Annotated in this window: 13 protein-coding genes; 6 read left to right on the forward strand and 7 right to left on the reverse strand. The window is 67.2% G+C overall.

Annotated elements, in window-relative coordinates:
- Nucleotides 1-117: 117 nt before the first annotated feature.
- The 7 genes from rplA to ATE62_RS15265 form a co-directional block, all read right to left on the reverse strand.
- Complete coding sequence (gene rplA / locus ATE62_RS15235; RefSeq protein ID WP_058808270.1) at nucleotides 118-816, reverse strand: 50S ribosomal protein L1; 699 nt, start codon at nucleotides 814-816, stop codon at nucleotides 118-120.
- A gap of 4 nt (nucleotides 817-820) precedes the next feature.
- Nucleotides 821-1,252, reverse strand: coding sequence for a 50S ribosomal protein L11 (gene rplK, locus ATE62_RS15240; RefSeq protein ID WP_058808269.1), 432 nt, complete (start codon nucleotides 1,250-1,252; stop codon nucleotides 821-823).
- Between the two features lie 155 nt (nucleotides 1,253-1,407).
- Nucleotides 1,408-2,334, reverse strand: a complete 927-nt coding sequence (locus ATE62_RS15245; RefSeq protein WP_082662844.1) for an acyl-CoA thioesterase — start codon at nucleotides 2,332-2,334, stop codon at nucleotides 1,408-1,410.
- Between the two features lie 40 nt (nucleotides 2,335-2,374).
- Entirely contained in the window at nucleotides 2,375-2,911 is a 537-nt protein-coding gene (nusG, locus tag ATE62_RS15250; RefSeq protein WP_058808268.1) for a transcription termination/antitermination protein NusG, read from the reverse strand.
- A 29-nt stretch (nucleotides 2,912-2,940) separates the two neighbouring features.
- A complete protein-coding gene (gene secE, locus ATE62_RS15255; protein ID WP_058808267.1) occupies nucleotides 2,941-3,138 on the reverse strand; it encodes a preprotein translocase subunit SecE in 198 nt (65 codons plus the stop codon).
- 182 nt (nucleotides 3,139-3,320) lie between these two features.
- Nucleotides 3,321-4,667 (reverse strand): MFS transporter, encoded by a 1,347-nt coding sequence (locus ATE62_RS15260; protein ID WP_058808266.1) that lies wholly within the window; start codon nucleotides 4,665-4,667, stop codon nucleotides 3,321-3,323.
- Between the two features lie 114 nt (nucleotides 4,668-4,781).
- Nucleotides 4,782-5,816, reverse strand: coding sequence for a substrate-binding domain-containing protein (locus ATE62_RS15265; protein ID WP_058808265.1), 1,035 nt, complete (start codon nucleotides 5,814-5,816; stop codon nucleotides 4,782-4,784).
- 325 nt (nucleotides 5,817-6,141) lie between these two features.
- On the opposite strand from ATE62_RS15265, the gene ATE62_RS15270 reads away from it, so the two are divergent.
- The 6 genes from ATE62_RS15270 to ATE62_RS15295 all read left to right on the forward strand — a co-directional run bounded on the left by ATE62_RS15270 (nucleotide 6,142) and on the right by ATE62_RS15295 (nucleotide 17,574).
- Entirely contained in the window at nucleotides 6,142-8,973 is a 2,832-nt protein-coding gene (locus ATE62_RS15270) for a TonB-dependent receptor (protein WP_058808264.1), read from the forward strand.
- 75 nt (nucleotides 8,974-9,048) lie between these two features.
- Nucleotides 9,049-10,548, forward strand: coding sequence for a tryptophan halogenase family protein (locus ATE62_RS15275; protein ID WP_058808263.1), 1,500 nt, complete (start codon nucleotides 9,049-9,051; stop codon nucleotides 10,546-10,548).
- Entirely contained in the window at nucleotides 10,545-12,368 is a 1,824-nt protein-coding gene (locus ATE62_RS15280; protein WP_058808262.1) for an alpha-amylase family glycosyl hydrolase, read from the forward strand. The genes ATE62_RS15275 and ATE62_RS15280 overlap by 4 nt, the downstream gene beginning before the upstream one ends.
- A 10-nt stretch (nucleotides 12,369-12,378) precedes the next feature.
- Nucleotides 12,379-14,025, forward strand: coding sequence for an alpha-amylase family glycosyl hydrolase (locus ATE62_RS15285; protein ID WP_058808261.1), 1,647 nt, complete (start codon nucleotides 12,379-12,381; stop codon nucleotides 14,023-14,025).
- A complete protein-coding gene (locus ATE62_RS15290) occupies nucleotides 14,025-16,064 on the forward strand; it encodes a glycoside hydrolase family 97 protein (protein ID WP_058818553.1) in 2,040 nt (679 codons plus the stop codon). Before ATE62_RS15285 ends, ATE62_RS15290 begins: the two co-directional genes overlap by 1 nt.
- 10 nt (nucleotides 16,065-16,074) lie before the next feature.
- A complete protein-coding gene (locus ATE62_RS15295) occupies nucleotides 16,075-17,574 on the forward strand; it encodes a tryptophan halogenase family protein (RefSeq protein WP_082662847.1) in 1,500 nt (499 codons plus the stop codon).
- Nucleotides 17,575-17,727: the final 153 nt, after the last annotated feature.

Here is a 17,727-nt window from a genome sequence, read left to right on the forward strand (position 1 = left end):
CCCCCAACCCCTCCCGCCTGCGGGAGGGGAGGTCAACGGCAGCCCCCCGCCCCAAAGCGGGCACAAGAAAAGGGCCGGAGTTTCCCCCGGCCCTTCCCTAAATCGCAGTGCCTGAAATCAGGCGCCGGTGACGTCGGCGGTGTCGACCTTGACGCCCGGGCCCATCGACGACGACAGCGCGATCTTGCGGACGTACTTGCCCTTCGCGCCGGCCGGCTTGGCCTTGACGATCGCGTCGACGAAGGCGTCGAAGTTCTGGCGGAGCTTCTCCTCGCCGAACGACAGCTTGCCGAGGCCGGCGTGGATGATGCCCACCTTTTCGACGCGGAATTCGATCTGACCGCCCTTGGCGGCCTTCACGGCTTCGGCGACGTTCGGGGTCACGGTGCCCAGCTTCGGGTTCGGCATCAGGCCCTTCGGACCCAGCGTCTTGCCGAGGCGGCCGACGATGCCCATCATGTCCGGCGTCGCGATGACGCGGCCATAGTCGAGGTTGCCCGCGAGCATGTCTTCCATCAGGTCTTCGGCACCGACCTTGTCGGCACCGGCGGCCAGCGCCTTTTCGGCATTGTCGCCGCGCGCGAACACGGCGACCTTGACGTCCTTGCCGGTACCGGCGGGGAGCGTGACGACGCCGCGGACCATCTGGTCGGCATGGCGCGGATCGACGCCCAGGTTCATCGCGATTTCGAGCGTTTCGTCGAACTTCGCCGAAGCGAGTTCGCGGACGGTCTTCAGCGCTTCGTCGACGGTGTGCAGCTTCAGCGCATCAACCTTGCCTTCGAGCGCCTTCTGCTTCTTGGTCAGCTTGGCCATGGGTTCAGCCCTCCGTCACTTCGAGGCCCATCGAGCGCGCGCTGCCCTCGATGATCTTGGTGGCCTGTTCGATATCGTTCGCGTTGAGATCCTTCATCTTGATCTCGGCGATTTCGGCGAGCTTCGAGCGGGCGATCTTGCCGCCGCTGATCTTGCCCGGTTCCTTCGAGCCCGACTTGAGGTTCGCGGCCTTCTTGATGAGGTAGGTCGCGGGCGGGGTCTTGGTGACGAACGAGAAGCTCTTGTCGGCGAAGACGGTGATGATGGTCGGGGTCGGGGTGCCCTTTTCCATGGAATCGGTCGCGGCGTTGAACGCCTTGCAGAATTCCATGATGTTCACACCGCGCTGACCGAGCGCCGGCCCAAGCGGCGGCGACGGGTTGGCGGTGCCGGCGGGCACCTGCAGCTTGATATAGCCGCTGATCTTCTTGGCCATGACGGCCTCCTTTCTTTCTGTCGCCCCGGACGGATCCGGGGCTCAAAATAAGCGGTCAAGCAGAGGGTTATCAGCCCTCCTCCCGCGCGGAATCACGCCCGTATCTGACGCGAAGCGGCGCCGTTAGCCGCAAATTCGCGGGAAAGCAAGGCTTCTCAGCCCTGCGGCGCCAGCCGCAGCAGCCCTTCCTGCACCGCCGAAGCGATGAGCGTGCCGTCCTGGCGATAGATCGAGCCGCGGTTGATCCCGCGGCTGCCGCCGGTCCAGTCGCTGTCCATGACATAGACGAACCATTGATCGACGCGCACATCATCGTGGAACCACATCGCATGGTCGAGGCTGGTCGAGAAGAGCCCCGGGGTCATGAAGTTGAGCCCGTGCGGCAGCATCGCCGACGACAGGAGCCCCATGTCCGACGCAAAGGCGAGGAAGCCGCGGTGGACGAGCGGGTCGTCGCCGATCGGCGCGGCGACGCGGAACCATTGATAATGCTGGGTCGCCTTCGCCGAGGCGGGCGGGCGATGGTTGCGCAGCTCGAACGGGCGGCGGCGCGCCATATGGAAGAAGGTATCTTCGGACACGTTCGGATCGGCGGCGATCGTCTCGAGGAAATCGCGGCATTCCTCGGGCGGCAGCAGGTCGGGCATCGGCACCTGGTGCGCGAGCCCCGGGGTGGGCAGCTGGAACGAGGCGGTGAGGTTGAAGATCACCTTGCCGTCCTGGCGCACGACGACGCGGCGGTTGGCGAAGCTGCGCCCGTCGAAGTCGCGGTGGACGCGAAAATGCAGCGGCTTGGTCTCGTCGCCGCCGCGCAGGAAATAGGCGTGGAGCGAATGGACCTGCTTGCCCGGATCGACGGTGCGCGCGGCGGCGACCATCGCCTGCGCGATCACCTGCCCGCCGAAGATGCGCTCGCGCGCCGTGGTGGCGAGCGCGGGGAAGAGGAATTCGTCGGGCTCGCCCGCGGGCTCGAGGTCGAACAATCGCGCGACCGCGGCGACGACCGGTCCGGCATCGACGCTGGCGTTGATTTCGCGGGCGCGCGCGATGCGGGCCTGAATCTGCTCGGGACTCAGGCTCATAAAATCGCCCGCAACTGATGGGAGAGGACGGCGCGGGCCGTCACTTCATCCGCTCGACCTGCTCGAAGTCGAGCTCGACCGGGGTCGCGCGGCCGAAGATCGACACGCTGACCTTGACGCGCGCCTTGTCGAAATCGAGTTCCTCGACAAGGCCGTTGAAGCTCGCGAACGGGCCCTCGAGCACCTTGACCTGGTCGCCGATTTCGTAATCGACGCGGATCTCGGTCTTCGGACGCGCTGCGGCCTCTTCCTTGCTGTTCAGGATGCGCGCGGCCTCGGCCTCGCTGATCGCCTGCGGCTTGCCCATCGAGCCCAGAAAGCCCGTGACCTTCGGGGTGTTCTTGACGAGGTGATAGACGTCGTCGGTCATCGTCAGCTTGGCGAGGACGTAACCGGGGAAGAATTTCCGCTCGGCCTGCACCTTCTTGCCGCGCTTGACCTCGGTCACCGTCTCCACGGGCACCTCGACCGATTCGACGAGCTGCGACAGGCCCATGCGTTCGGCCTCGGCGATCACCGAGTCGCGGACCTTGTTCTCGAAACCCGAATAGGCGTGAATGATGTACCAGCGCGCCATGTCTGTCCTGTTCCTGTTAGTTGCGCGGCTTAGCGCGCGAGCGACGTCAGCCAGGTGACGACCGCGTTGAAGACCGAATCGACGCCGAGGAAGAAGAAGGCGAGGATCGTGGTCATGATGAGCACCAGGATCGTCGTCTGCACCGTTTCGCGGCCCGTGGGCCACACGATCTTGCGCGCTTCATCCTTCACCTGATTGATGAATTGGCTCGGGCTCGTCTTCGCCATGATCCTGCTGTCCTCGTAAGCGTCCAATATCCGGCCAGATGGGTTGCGGCCCCCCGCGCGTCAACCGCGCTTCGGGCAATAGTCCGCCCACCCTTGCCGAGCATGCCGGCCAAAGGCGGAGGGAAAACGGCGCATCTGTCCGAATGGAGCGGCCTTTACCGGTGCCTTGGCGCGATTGCAAGTCATAGGCTGGCCACGCGGTGCGGCATATGGCGGCGCATCGAAAGGAGCAGCCCGATCATCAGCGCCCAGGCGGCCGTCGGCTGGAGCGCGAAGAGCAGATGAAGCGCGCGCGCCGCCGCCGCGCCATGCTTGGGATCGAAGCCGACGAGGTCGAGCAGCGCGTAGCTGACCGCGATCGCCGCGGCGACGCCGAACTTCTGCATCAGGTTCAAAAGCGCGAAGAGGAAGGCCGCGCGGCTGCGCCCGCAGCGTTCGGCGTCGCGCGGGATCAGGTCGGCGAGCATCGACTGGGTGAAGAGCAATCCGACGAAGCCCGTGCCGAGCAGCAGCGAAAAGCCCGTCGCCTGGCCGAGGCCGCGCGGCTCCTGCGCCAGCGTCGCGAGCAGCAGGCTGGCGATCAGCAGCCCCATCGCGATCATCGTCCGCGGCTTGCCGAAGCGGCGCGCGAGCAGGGTCCAGAGCGGCGAGGCGATCGCGCCGCCGATGAAGCTCGCGAAGAGCAGCACCGCGCTCTGTCCGTCGAGCCCGAGCACCGCGGCGGCGAAGAAGACGAAGAGCGAGGTCAAGGAACCGAAGGCGAAGCTGTTGAGGAATTGCACCCCGAACAGCAGCATGAGCGGCGGGAAGCCCAGCGAGGCGCGGATCTCGTGGCGCCAGCCGATCCCGGGCTCGGCAACGACGGCGCGCAGCGGCACGCGCGCGATCGCGACGAGCGCGACGGGCGCCATGATCAGGAAGATCGCGGCATAGGCGAGGATGCGCCCCTGGAGGTCGAGCCCGGGGATCGCGAGCTGCGCCGCCGCGGGCGCGGCAAAGGCGATCAGCAGCGCGATCTTCGCGAACCAGTCGCGCATCCCATAGAGCAAGGCGCTGTCGGCGGGGGTGCGCACCAGCGCCGAGCCCCACGACAATTGCGCGACCTCGTAGAGGCTGAAGCTCGAATAGAAGAGCACCATCACCAGGAAGAGCGCGGCGAAGGGCAGGCTGTCGCCGACGGTGACTATCATCGCCAGCAGCAGCGCGAGCGGCACCAGCGCGGCCAGCATCCAGCGGCGGTGCGCGCCGAGCCCGGTGCGCACGCGGTCGATCATCGTCCCGATCAGCGGGTCGACCACCCCGTCCCAGATGGTGGTGAGCGAAAAGAGCAGCCCGACGAGCCCGACCGCGATCACGCCGCCTTCGGCGATATAGGGCGGCAGGTAGACGCTGAACGGCAGGCCGAGGATCGCCGTCGGTCCCGCGGTCGCGGCAAAGGCGGCGACGCTGCGCGGGCGGAGGGCGGCGTCTTCGGTGGATCGGGAGGCGGGCGCGAGGCCGGTCGGCGCCGTTGCTTGCTGTTCTGCCACGTCGCCTTGTCTCCGATACCAGGCGCGGAGAGTTTCAGCAATTGACATGGGTGTCAACAGGGGTGGTCGGCTGGCGAACCGTGACGGCCGATCCGCCCTATCGATCCCGTTCGTCTAAACCGCCGTGCTCTGCCTTTTGATCAGCCTTGTCGGCAGCACGCTCCGCTCGACCGGCGCGTCGCCGATCCGCGCGAGCAGCGCGTCGACCAGCAGTTCGCCCGCGCCCTTCAGATCCTGCATCACCGTCGTCAGCGTCGGACTGGTCAGGCTGGCGGCGGGGATGTCGTCGAAGCCGATGATCGCGACGTCGTGCGGCAGTCTGAGCCCCGCCTCGGTCAAAGCGCGCATCGCGCCGATCGCGATCAGGTCGCTCGCGGCGAAGATCGCGTCGAAGGGCTTCGCCGAAGCGAGCAGCGCCTGCGCCGCGGCATAGCCCGATTCCTCGGACGAGACCGCATCCTGCTGGAGCGCGGGGTCCGCGGTCAGCGCCGCGGCGGCCATCGCGCGGCAGAGGCCGGTGTAGCGGTCCTGGAATTCGGGGGCATGGTCCGACGCGTCGCCGAGGAAGGCGATCGCCTTGCGCCCGATCGCGACCAGATGCTCGCCCGCCTGCACGCCGGCGCCGATATTGTCCGAACCGACGGTCAGCCCGATGCTGTCGTCCGACACCGAGCCCCAGCGCACGAACTTCGTGTCCATTTCGACCAGATGCTCGAGCTTCGCGCGATAGGTCTGATAGTCGCCGTAGCCCAGGAGGATGATGCCGTCGGAGCGGTGGCTGTCCTGATAGGCGACGTGCCAGTCGTTGTGCATCTGCTGGAAGCTGATGAGCAGGTCGTAGCCCCTCAGCGCGCACTGCCGCGTGATCGACCCCAGCATCGAGAGGAAGAAGGGGTTGATCATCGACTGGTCGGGGGTCGGATCCTCGAAGAAGAGCAGGGCGAGCGTGTGCGTTCGCTGCGAGCGGAGGCTCGAGGCGTTCTTGTCGACGGTGTAGTTGAGCTCGCGCGCGATGCGTTCGATGTTGGCGCGCGTCGCGGCGCTCACCGATTTGCTGCCGCGCAGCGCACGCGACACCGTCGGTTGCGATACGCCCGCGAGATAGGCGATGTCGAAGCTGGTCGGCTTGGCGGAGGGCGGGCGCCCCATGCTCCTCTCCTGTCGGGCGGGCGCCTGTTTCCGGCGCCTTGCAGGGCATAAGCCTAGCGATTGGTCCGGTCGATGCAATGTCCGAAGGGTCCATCGCGCGGCGCATGGTCGATTGTCGGAAAGCGTGGCTTTTCGGCGACAGTCGGCGCCCGCGCATAATATGCGTATACGTATACCCTATGGTGGCGCCGGGCGATTGGTTCCAATTGCGGGGGCAGACGATGGGATCAACCCACGCGGAAGGTGAGGATGCCGTGCGGCCGACGGGCGCCGCCCCCTTTGCCGACGCGTGGCCAGACCACCCCGTCGCACCAGGGGTAAAAAAATGAGCAAGCCGACCAATCGCCATCCGCAACTGCGCCGCAGCGCCAGCGTCCTCGCGCTGGGCCTCGCGATGTCCGTCTTTGCGCCGCACGCCTTCGCGCAGGACACGGCGCCCGTCGCCGACGACGCCGGCGAGGACGAGATCGTCGTCACCGGTTATGGCGCGAGCCTGCAGAGCGCGGTGAACGCCAAGAAGAGCCGCGACCAGATCGTCGAATCGGTGTCGGCCGAGGATATCGGCAAGCTGCCCGACGCCTCGATCGCCGAGGCGATCGCGCGCCTGCCCGGCCTCACCTCGCAGCGCGTCTCGGGGCGCTCGAACGCGATCTCGATCCGCGGTTTCGCGCCCGACTTCTCGACCACCCTGCTCAACGGCCGCGAGCAGACCTCGACCGGCGACAACCGCGCGGTCGAATATGACCAATATCCCAGCGAAGTCGTGAACCAGGTGCTCGTCTACAAGACGCCGATGGCGTCGATCGTCGGGCAGGGCCTGTCGGGCACCGTGGACCTGCGCACCATCCGTCCGCTCGATTACGGCAAGCGCGTGATCTCGATCGGCGGGCGCGGCACCTGGGCCGACCTCGGCAAGCTGAACGTCGGGTCGAAGAAATATGGCTACCGCGTCAACGGCGTGTTCGTCGACCAGTTCGCGAACGACACGCTCGGCATCGCGCTGTCGGCGAGCTATGTCGACGAGCCCTACCAGATCCAGGAATTCAACGCCTGGGGCTATGCCGGCAATGGCACCGCGGCGAGCCCGGTGGTGATCGGCGGGTCGAAAAGCTATGCGACCTCGACCCAGCTCACGCGCCTCGGGCTGCAGGGCACGGTGCAGTGGCGCCCGCATCCCAATTTCACCTCGACCTTCGACGCCTTCTATTCGGATTTCAGCGACGACCAGATCAAGCGCGGCATCGAACTGCCCCTGGGCTTCGACGGCAGCGTCGGGGTCAACGTCACCGACGTCGACAGCAGCGGCCAGTTCGTCTTCGCGCGCGCGGGCACCTTCACCAATGTCGAGGGCGTCGTGCGCAACGACGTGTTCGAACGTAACGCCAAGCTCTACAGCTTCGGCTGGAACAACAAATGGGAAGGCGACGACGGCTGGAACGTCAGCGCCGACATCAGCCTGTCGAAGACCGACCGCAACGAGCTGATCCTCGAAAGCAACGCCGGCACCGGGCGCGGCGCGGGCGTCGGCGCGCGCGACACGATCGGCTTCACCAGCGACATCAACGGCACGGTGTTCAGCCCGGGGCTCAACTATGGCGATTACAACCTCATCCGGCTGACCAGCCCGCTCGGCTGGGGCGGCGACCAGACCGGCGTGAACGGCGACCGCATCCGCGGCGGCCAGGACGGCTATTACAACAACCGCATCATCGAGGACGAGCTGTGGCAGTATCGCGTCGAGGTCGAACGCGAACTCGACGGCTTCCTGAAATCGGTGCAGTTCGGCGTCAATTACACCGACCGCAAGAAGAGCCTGACCCCCGACGAGGCGTTCGTCGGGCTGGTCGCGAACACCGACGGGCTGACCAGCGTCACCATCCCCGAACAGTTCCGCCGCGGCACGACGAACCTATCGTACCTCGGGCTCGGCCCGGTGGTCAGCTACGACCCGCGCGACCTGCTCGCGGCGGGCATCTACCGGCTGGTGCCCAACCCCTATGGCGACGTCGTGGTCAAGGCCTATGACGTCTCCGAGAAACTGATGACCACCTATCTCCAGGCGAATATCGACCAGGAAATGGGCTCGTCGGTGCTGACCGGCAATATCGGCGTCCAGGCGATCTTCACCGACCAGAATTCGAACGGCGCGTCGGGTTCGTTCATCGGGACCAACCCCAATGGCTCGCCGAACATCCAGGGCATTCCGCAGCGCCGCAGCACCGACTATCTCGACGTCCTGCCCAGCCTGAACCTGTCGCTGCGCACCGACAGCGATTTCGTGATCCGCCTGGGTCTCGCGCGCGAGATCATCCGCCCGCGGCTCGACGACATGCGCGCGTCGCTGAGCTATGGCACGACGATCGGCGATCCGGGCGGCATGGTGTGCCCGACCGGGCGCCAGTGCGCGGTGGTGCGCGGCGATTCGGGCAACCCGGACCTGCGTCCGTGGCGCGCCAATGCCGCCGACCTCACCTTCGAGAAATATTTCGGCGGGTCGGGCTATGTCGCGGTGCAGCTCTTCTACAAGCAGCTGAAGAGCTATATCTACAACCAGGCGATCCCCTACGACTTCACCGGCTTCCCGATCGCGCCGGTCGGCAACGACATCAACGGCAACCCGATCATCGTCAATTACATGGGCACGGTGAACGCGCCGATCAACGGCGAGGGCGGCAAGCTCTATGGCGCCGAATTCGCCGCGACGCTGCCGTTCAGCACCTTCACCTCGGCGCTCGACGGCTTCGGGGTGACCGGCAGCGCCTCCTATACCAAGACCAATATCCAGCCGACCCCCGGCGCGCCGTCGGAGGATATCCCCGGCTATTCGAAATGGGTCGCCAACGGCACCGCCTATTTCGAGAAATGGGGCTTCAACGCCCGCGCCAGCGCGCGTTACCGGTCGAGCTTCGTCGGCGAGCTGTCGGGCTTCGGCGGCAACCGCGTGCGGCGCCGCGCGCGCGCCGAGACGATCATCGACGCGCAGATCGGCTATGATTTTCAGCCGGGCAGCGCGCTCGAGGGGCTGTCGGTGTTCATCCAGGGCCAGAACCTGACCGACGAACCCTTCGTCACCGACGATCCGCGCGACGCGCGCGCGGTGGTCGACTATCAGGTCTATGGCCGCCGCTTCCTCGCGGGCGCCTCGTTCAAATTCTGATACCCTCCCCTGCGGGGGCGGCCCCTGCGGTCGCCCCCGCACTTTTGTTTGCACCCGAGGCCTGAGTTCGATCAAATGACCCCCATGCGGCTCATCATCATCGGCGGGGGCACGGCGGGCTGGATGGCCGCGGCGTGCCTGCGCCGCTTCCTGCCGCAGGGCTGGTCGGTGACTTTGGTCGAGAGCGAGGCGATCGGCACCGTCGGTGTGGGCGAGGCGACGATCCCGCAGATTCGCCTGTTCAACGAAGCGCTGGGCATCGACGAGGACGAGTTCCTGCGCGCCACCCAAGGTACGATCAAGCAGGGCATCTTATTCGACGGCTGGGCGCGGCCGGGGCATCGCTACATGCACGCCTTCGGCGCGATCGGGCGCGGGCTGGGGCTGCTGCCCTTCCACCACTATTGGCTGCGCGGGCGGAGCCTCGGCATCGCGGGCAGCCTCGACGCCTATTCGCTCAACGAAAGCGCGGCCCACGCCGCGCGCTTCCGGCGCGGCGCCGGCGTGTCGGCGCATGCGCCCGCCATGCCCTATGCCTTTCATTTCGACGCTGCGCTTTACGCCGCCTTCCTGCGCCGGCGCGCCGAGGGTTGGGGCGTGACGCGCGTCGAGGGCAAGGTCGTTTCGGTCGAGCAGAACGAGAACGGCGATGTCGCTGCGGTGCGGCTCGAAGGCGGACGGCGCGTCGCGGGCGACTTGTTCGTCGACTGCTCGGGTTTCCGCGGGCTCCTGATCGAGGGCGCGCTCGCCACCGGCTATGAGGACTGGTCGCACTGGCTCCCCAACGATCGCGCGGTCGCGGTGCCCTGCGGCCATGGCGACGCCGCGCAGCAACCCTATACAAGCGCGATCGCACGCGACGCGGGGTGGCAGTGGCGCATCCCGCTCCAGCACCGCATCGGCAACGGCTATGTCTATTGTTCGCGCTTCCTGGGCGACGATGAAGCCGAGGCGGCGCTGCTCGCCAGCCTCGACGGCCCGGCGCAGGCGGCGCCCAACCGGCTGCGCTTCACCAGCGGCAAAAGGCAGAAGATGTGGAACCGCAACGTCGTCGCCTTGGGGCTCGCGGCGGGGTTCATGGAGCCGCTCGAATCGACGAGCATCCATCTCGTCCAGTCGGGCATCTCGCGCCTGCTGAACCTGCTCCCCGCGGGCGCACCCGACCCCGCGATCGTCGCCGAGTACAACCGGCAGAGCGATTTCGAATGGGAGCGCATCCGCGACTTCATCGTCCTGCATTACAAAGCGACCGAACGGTCCGACACGCCCTATTGGCGCGAGCGCGCGGCGATGGAGATCCCCGATACGCTCGCCGCGAAGCTCGACCAGTTCCGCGCGCAGGGGCTGATCGTGCGCGAGCATGAGGAATTGTTCACCGAGCCCGGCTGGCTGCAGGTGCTGGTCGGGCAGGGCGTGATGCCGCGCAGCTGGCACCCGCTCGCCGACACGCTGAGCGAGAGCGACCTCAAGGGCTTTCTCGATACCAACAGACTGGTCATCGAACGCGAGGTCGCGGCGATGCCGCCCTACGACGCTTTCCTGAAAAGCCTGTCCCCGACCGGAGTTGCCGCATGATCCGCCGCGTCCATCGCCTTTGGGCCCCGCTCGCGCTGCTGCTGGCACCGCTGCCGGCCGCCGCGCAGGAGCCCGATATCGCCGCGGTACGCGCCCGCGCGCCGACCGACGAGCTCGTCTATTTTGTGCTCCCCGACCGCTTCGAGAACGGCGATGCGAAGAACGACCGGGGCGGGCTGAAGGGCGACCGGCTCGCGACGGGCTACGACCCCGCCGCCAAGGGCTTCTACCACGGCGGCGACCTCGCCGGGCTGACGACGCGGCTCGACTATATCGCGGGTTTGGGCGCCACCGCGATCTGGTTCGCGCCGGTCTTCAAGAACAAGCCGGTGCAGGGGCCGAAGGGCGACGAGAGCGCGGGTTACCACGGCTATTGGGTGACCGACTTCACCCAGGTCGATCCGCATTTCGGCACCAACGCCGAGTTCAAGGCCTTCGTCGACGCGGCGCATGCACGCGGGATGAAGGTCTATATGGACATCATCACCAACCACACCGCCGACGTCATCCGCTACGCCGAGGGCGAGGCCGAGGGCTATAAATATCGCGGCCTCGCCGACTATCCCTATTCGCGGCGCGGCGGGGTGGCGGGTGCGCCGATCAACCCGGGCTTCGCCGGCGACCACGACCCGAGCGCCAGCAATTGGGCGAAGCTCACCGATCCGTCCTTCGCCTACACCCCGGTGGTGCCCAAGGGCGAGGAGGAGGTGAAGGTCCCAGCCTGGCTCAACGACCCGATCCATTATCACAACCGCGGCAACAGCGACTGGGTCGGCGAATCGGCGCTCTACGGCGACTTCGCGGGGCTCGACGATCTCGCGACCGAGAGCCCGAAGGTCGTTCAGGGTTTCATCGACATCTACGGCCGCTGGATCGACGAATTCGGCATCGACGGCTTCCGCATCGACACCGCCAAACATGTGAACCCCGAATTCTGGCAGGCCTTCGTCCCCGCGATGCAGGCACGCGCCAAGGCAAAGGGCATCCCCAATTTCCACATCTTCGGTGAAGTCTATATCGACGCCGTCGACCCCGGCGGGCTCGCCTGGCACACGCATGCGGCGGGGCTGCCCGCGGTGCTCGACTTCGCCTTCGCGCGCGCCACCATCGACGCGGTGAGCGGCACCAGGGGCACCGCCGACTTCGCGCGATTGTTCGACGGCGACCTGCTCTACAGGGGCGGGGCGAGCGCCGCGCTCGAACTGCCCACCTTCCTCGGCAACCACGACATGGGGCGCTTCGCGATGTTCGTGAAACAGGCGAACCCCGGCGCGAGCGAGGCCGAACTGCTCGCGCGGGTGAAGCTGGGGCACAGCATGTTGCTGGCGCTGCGCGGGGTGCCGGTGATCTATTATGGCGACGAACAGGGCTTCGTCTCCGACGGTAACGACCAGCTCGCCCGCGAGGATATGTTCGCCTCGCAGGTCGCGGTCTACAACGACAACGACCTCATCGGCAGCGACGCGACGACCGCGGCCGCCAATTTCGACACCGGCCACCCGCTCTACCGCCATATCGCCGAGCTCGCGGCGGTGCGCCGCGCGAGCCCGGCGCTGTCGCGCGGCACCACGACGCTGCGCGCCTTTTCGGAGAAGCCGGGGCTGCTCGCGCTGTCGCGCTTCGACCCCGACAGCGGGCGCGAGACGGTGGTCGCGTTCAACACCTCCGCGGCGCCGGTCACCGCCAATATTGCCATCGATATGAAAAGCGCGGGCTTTACCGCGCTCCATGGCGATTGTCCGGCGGCGCCCGCGGCGCCGGGCAGCCTTAGCCTTTCCCTCCCCGCCTTCGGCACGATCATCTGCCAGGCCAGCGAATAAGCGACGCCAAGTGACGACGAACCAGTCCCTCCCGAAGCCCGATTTCGCCCCGGCGCCCGCCGCCGCCCTGCCGTGGTGGAAGGGCGCCGCCATCTATCAGATCTATCCGCGCAGCTTCGCCGATTCGAACGGCGACGGCATCGGCGACCTTGCCGGCATCACCGCACGGCTCGACTATGTCGCGTCGCTCGGCGTCGATGCGATCTGGCTGTCGCCCTTCTATCCCTCGCCGATGGAGGATTTCGGCTACGACGTCGCCGACTATTGCGACGTCGATCCGATCTTCGGCACACTCGCCGATTTCGACGCGCTGGTGGCGAAGGCGCATGCGCTGGGGCTGAAGGTCACCACCGACCTCGTCTTCGCGCACACCTCGGACCGGCACGCCTGGTTCGCGACAAGCCGCGCGAGCCGGACCAATGCCAAGGCCGACTGGTATGTCTGGGCCGACGCGAAGGACGACGGCTCGCCGCCGACCAACTGGCAGTCGGTGTTCGGCGGCCCGGCGTGGACGTGGGACGCGCGGCGCGGCCAATATTATATGCACAACTTCCTGAGCAGCCAGCCGCAGCTCAACGTCCACAATCGCGAGGTGCAGGACGCCTTGCTCGACGCGGTGCGCTTCTGGCTCGACCGCGGGGTCGACGGCTTTCGCATCGATGCGATCAACTTCTCGATGCACGACCCGCTGCTGCGCGACAATCCGCCCGCGCCGCCGTCGAACAAGCCGCGCACCCGGCCCTTCGATTTCCAGCAGAAGATCTACAACCAGTCGCACCCCGACATCGCCTTGTTCCTCGAACGCATCCGCGCGCTGACCGACCAATATGAGGGCGCCTTCACCGTCGCCGAGGTCGGCGGCGAGGACGCCGAGCGCGAGATGAAATTGTTCACCGCGGGCGAGCGCCGGCTGAACAGCGCCTATGGCTTCAACTTCCTCTACGCCGACGCTTTGACCCCGCGGCTGGTGCGCGAGGCCGCCGACCAGTGGCCCGACGCGCCGGGCATCGGCTGGCCGAGCTGGGCATTCGAGAATCACGACGCGCCGCGCGCGCTGTCGCGCTGGGCGGTCGAGGGGGTCGATGCGGCGGCCTATGCCGCGATGAAGATGGCGCTGCTTTGCGCGCTGCGCGGCAATATCATCCTCTACAATGGCGAGGAGCTCGGGCTGGGGCAGGTCGATATCCCCTTCGAGCTGGTCAAGGATCCCGAGGCGCTCAAGAACTGGCCGCTGACGCTGTCGCGCGACGGCGCGCGCACCCCGCTGCCGTGGGTCGCGGGCGCGCGGCACGCGGGGTTCAGCGACGGCGACCCCTGGCTGCCGCTGGGCGAAGCGCATGACGCGCTCGCGGTCGACCGGCAGGAGGCCGATCCGGCCTCGATGCTCGCGCTGACGCGCCGGCTGCTCGCGCTGCGCGCGGCGAGCCCGGCGCTGCGGCTCGGCGCCAATGCGCGCTGGGTGGTGCAGGGCGATTTGCTCGGCTTCGACCGCGTCGGCGAAGGGCAGCATCTGCGCTGCCTGTTCAACCTCGGCGCGGCGCCGATCGATGTGGCCGGGCAGGGCGATGGCCGCGTGCTGCTCGCGCTAAATGGCGCCAACGAAAAACAGCTGCCGCCCGCGGGCGTGCTGTGGCTGGAAATGGAAGAGACGAAGTGATGCGTAGCCTGATGTTCTTCACCGCCGTCGCGGCGGCGGTTCCCGCCCTCGCGCAGCCGGCGCCTGCACCAACGACTGTGGCGTCACCCGATGGCGCACTCGTGCTGACCGTCGCGACCGACAACGACCAGCGTCCGACCTGGTCGCTGTCGCGCAAGGGCCAGCTGCTTATCGCACCGTCGAAGCTCGGCTTCATCCTCACCGACCGCATCGGGCTGCAGCGCGGCTTCGCGATCGAGAGCGTCGAGCGCGCCACCGGCGACGCAACCTGGGAACTGCCGTGGGGCGAACGCCGCTTCGTGCGCGACCGGCACGAGGAGCTGCTGGTGCGCTTCCGCCAGAACGAAAGCTGGGGCGGGCATCTGATGAACGTCCGTTTCCGGCTGTTCGACGACGGCATCGGCTTTCGCTACGAACTGCCCGAGCAGCCGGGGCTGACCACCGCGAACATCGCCGACGAGCTCACCGAATTCGACATCGCCCCCGCGGGCACCGCCTGGTGGATCCCCGGCGGCGAGTGGAACCGCTACGAGCAGGTCTATCAGGAAACCCCGATCGAGGGCGTCGCCACCGCGCACACCCCGATGACGATCCGGCTCGCCGACGGCACGCATATGGCATTCCACGAGGCGGCGCTGGTCGACTATGCCGGCATGTGGCTGAAGCGCGCCGAGGGGCGCAAGTTCCGCGCGACGCTCTCGCCCTCGTCGCAGGGGCCGCGCGTCGTGCGCGACCTGCCCTTCGCGACGCCGTGGCGGACGATCCGCATCACCGACAATGCCGCCGGGCTGGTCGAGAGCGACCTCGAACTCAACCTCAACGAGCCGAACAAGCTCGGCGACACCAGCTGGTTCAAGCCGATGAAATATGTCGGCATCTGGTGGGGGATGATCCGCGGCGACTGGAGCTGGGCCGAAGGGCCGAAGCATGGCGCGACGACCGAGCGCACCAAAGCGACGATCGATTTCGCCGCCAAGCACGGCTTCGGCGGCGTGCTCGTCGAGGGCTGGAACAAGGGCTGGAACGGCAATTGGTTCGGCCATGGCGACGAATATAGCTTCACCCAGGCGACCCCCGATTTCGACCTCAAGGGCGTGACCGACTATGCCCGCAAAAAGGGCGTGCAGCTGATCGGGCATCACGAGACCGGCGGCAATATCGCGGTGTATGAGGCGCAGCTCGACGATGCGATGAAGCTCTATGGCCAGCTCGGCGTCGGCACGGTCAAGACCGGCTATGTCGCCGACGCCGGCGGCATCATCGCGCCGGGCGATACGCCGGGCGAGACGCGCATGGAGTGGCACGACGGCCAGCGCCAGGTGCAGCACCATCTGAAGGTCGTCGAGACCGCCGCGAAATACAGGGTCGCGGTCAACCCGCACGAGCCGGTCAAGGACACCGGCCTCCGCCGCACCTACCCCAACTGGGTCGCGCGCGAGGGTGCGCGCGGCATGGAATATAACGCCTGGGGCGCCTTCGCGAACGGGCCCGAGCATGAGCCGACGCTCGTCTATACGCGCATGCTGTCGGGGCCGATGGACTTCACCCCCGGCGTGCTCAGCCTCGAGGGCGCGAACAAGGCGCCGCTCGCATCGACGCTGGCGAAGCAGCTCGGGCTGTACTTGGCCATCTATTCGCCGATCCAGATGGCGGCCGATTTCCCCGAAAGCCTCGCCGCGCATCCGCGCGAGCTCGACTTCATCAAACGCGTTCCCGCCGACTGGGCCGAGAGCCGGCTGATCGCGGGCGCGGTCGGCGACTATGCGATCTTCGCGCGCAAGGACCGCAGGGGCGCCGACTGGTATGTCGGCGGAGTCAACGACGGAACCGCGCGGACGCTCGACCTCGCCTTCGATTTCCTCGAGCCCGGCAAGACCTACACCGCGACCATCTACAAGGACGGCGAGGGCGCCACTTATCTCACCGATGCGCGGCACAAGATCGCCTATGAGACGATCAAGGTGAAGAAAGGCGATACGTACAAATTATGGCTCGCGCCCGGCGCCGGCGCGGCGATCCGGCTCGCGCCGGCGAAATGAGGCGCGCGAAGTGAGCGACAACCCGCCCTTCCGCATCGTCATACTCGGCGGCGGGACGGCGGGGTGGATGACCGCGTGCCTGTTCGCGAAGCAATGGGCGGGGCGCGCAAGCGTCACCGTGATCGAATCGCCCGAGATCGGCATCATCGGCGTCGGCGAAGGTTCGACGCCGCAGCTCAAAGCCTTTTTCGACACGCTCGGCATCGCCGAAAGCGACTGGATGCCCGCGTGCGACGCGACCTACAAGATCGGCATCGGGTTCGAGGGCTGGGGCGGCGCCGGCGCGCCGGGCTATTTCCATCCCTTTCCGGCGCCGCTCGACGTCCATAGCCAGCCGGCCTTCGTCCATAATGCGGCGCTGCGCCGCGGCGGCGTCGACGTGCCCGCGCACCCCGACGCCTTCTATCTCGCGCCGCGGCTCGCAGCGGCGGGGCAGGGGCCGCACCCGGCGGAGAATTTCCCCTTCGAGCTGAGCTACGGCTATCATTTCGACGCCTACAAGGTCGGCGCGTACCTGCGCGACCATGCGGCCGGGCTCGGCGTCGCGCATCGGCCGCGCAAGGTCGAACATGTGCGCGTCGGCAACGAAGGCCTGGTCGAGGCGCTGCTCCTCGACGATGGCGAAGCGGTCGAAGGCGACTTCTTCGTCGACTGCTCGGGCTTTCGCGCGCTGATCGCCGAGCAAGCGCTGGGCGCGAAATTCCTGCCCTTCGCGGACAATCTCTTCAACGACCGCGCGGTGGTGATGCCGACGCCGCACCGCGAAAACACACCGCTGCCGGTCGCCACGGGCAGCAGCGCGATGGCGGCCGGGTGGTGCTGGACGATCCCGCTGACCACGCGTGTCGGCAACGGCTATGTCTTTTCGAGCCGCTATCTCGATGCCGACGCCGCCGAGGCCGAACTCCGCACCGCGCTCGGCGTCGGCGACGAGGTCGTCGCGCGGCACCTCCCGATGAAGGTCGGGCGCCTCGCCGAGAGCTGGACGGGCAATTGCCTCGCGATGGGGCTCGCGCAGGGCTTCGTCGAGCCGCTCGAAGCCACCGCGCTGCACATCGTCATCGCCACCGCGCAGGAATTTATCGCGGCGTTCGAAAGCGGCGGCTTCACCCCGCAGCACCGCGTGGTGTTCAATCAGCGCATCGCCGCGCGCTACGAGGGCATCCGCGACTATATCGTCGCGCATTATCGCATGAACCGGCGCGCCGACGCCGGCGACTATTGGCGCGACGCCGCGGCGATGGAGGCGCTGTCCGACGACCTCAAGGCGATGATCACCGCCTGGTTCACCCGCGGCGACATCGACGCGGTGATCGCCGAGCGCGGCATCGGCACCTATTATGGCAGCATCAGCTGGCACTGCCTGTTCGCGGGTTATGGCGTCTTCCCCGATGCGGCGCGGATGCGCGCGGCGGCGGCGGGCGACGGCGCGGCGGACATGGCGATGATCGGCGATTTCCTGCGGCGCGCGGCGCTCAACTTCGGCGAGCACCGGCCGCCGGCCCGATAGGAATGGCGGCCCGTAGCTGAGGGAAGCCAAGCTCAGCTACGGGCCGCCACAGTATCTCTACTGCTTTGGTAGAGTGACAGCGGGTATCGATTCTGGCTAGATGCGAGTCGTTCGAAACGGCGCGGCAAATACTCGCTTCGTCGCCAGATTTAT

It is taken from the genome of Sphingopyxis sp. HIX (assembly GCF_001468285.1).
Taxonomy (GTDB): domain Bacteria; phylum Pseudomonadota; class Alphaproteobacteria; order Sphingomonadales; family Sphingomonadaceae; genus Sphingopyxis.

Excerpts from the sequence above, each read along its gene's own strand:
- ATE62_RS15290 (WP_058818553.1), top strand. The coding sequence starts at position 14,025 with ATGCGTAGCCTGATGTTCTTCACCGCCGTCGCGGCGGCGGTTCCCGCC.
- ATE62_RS15275 (WP_058808263.1), top strand. The coding sequence starts at position 9,049 with ATGACCCCCATGCGGCTCATCATCATCGGCGGGGGCACGGCGGGCTGG.
- ATE62_RS15270 (WP_058808264.1), top strand. The coding sequence starts at position 6,142 with ATGAGCAAGCCGACCAATCGCCATCCGCAACTGCGCCGCAGCGCCAGC.
- rplK (WP_058808269.1), bottom strand. The coding sequence starts at position 1,252 with ATGGCCAAGAAGATCAGCGGCTATATCAAGCTGCAGGTGCCCGCCGGC.
- ATE62_RS15265 (WP_058808265.1), bottom strand. The coding sequence starts at position 5,816 with ATGGGGCGCCCGCCCTCCGCCAAGCCGACCAGCTTCGACATCGCCTAT.
- ATE62_RS15245 (WP_082662844.1), bottom strand. The coding sequence starts at position 2,334 with ATGAGCCTGAGTCCCGAGCAGATTCAGGCCCGCATCGCGCGCGCCCGC.
- rplA (WP_058808270.1), bottom strand. The coding sequence starts at position 816 with ATGGCCAAGCTGACCAAGAAGCAGAAGGCGCTCGAAGGCAAGGTTGAT.
- ATE62_RS15280 (WP_058808262.1), top strand. The coding sequence starts at position 10,545 with ATGATCCGCCGCGTCCATCGCCTTTGGGCCCCGCTCGCGCTGCTGCTG.
- secE (WP_058808267.1), bottom strand. The coding sequence starts at position 3,138 with ATGGCGAAGACGAGCCCGAGCCAATTCATCAATCAGGTGAAGGATGAA.
- nusG (WP_058808268.1), bottom strand. The coding sequence starts at position 2,911 with ATGGCGCGCTGGTACATCATTCACGCCTATTCGGGTTTCGAGAACAAG.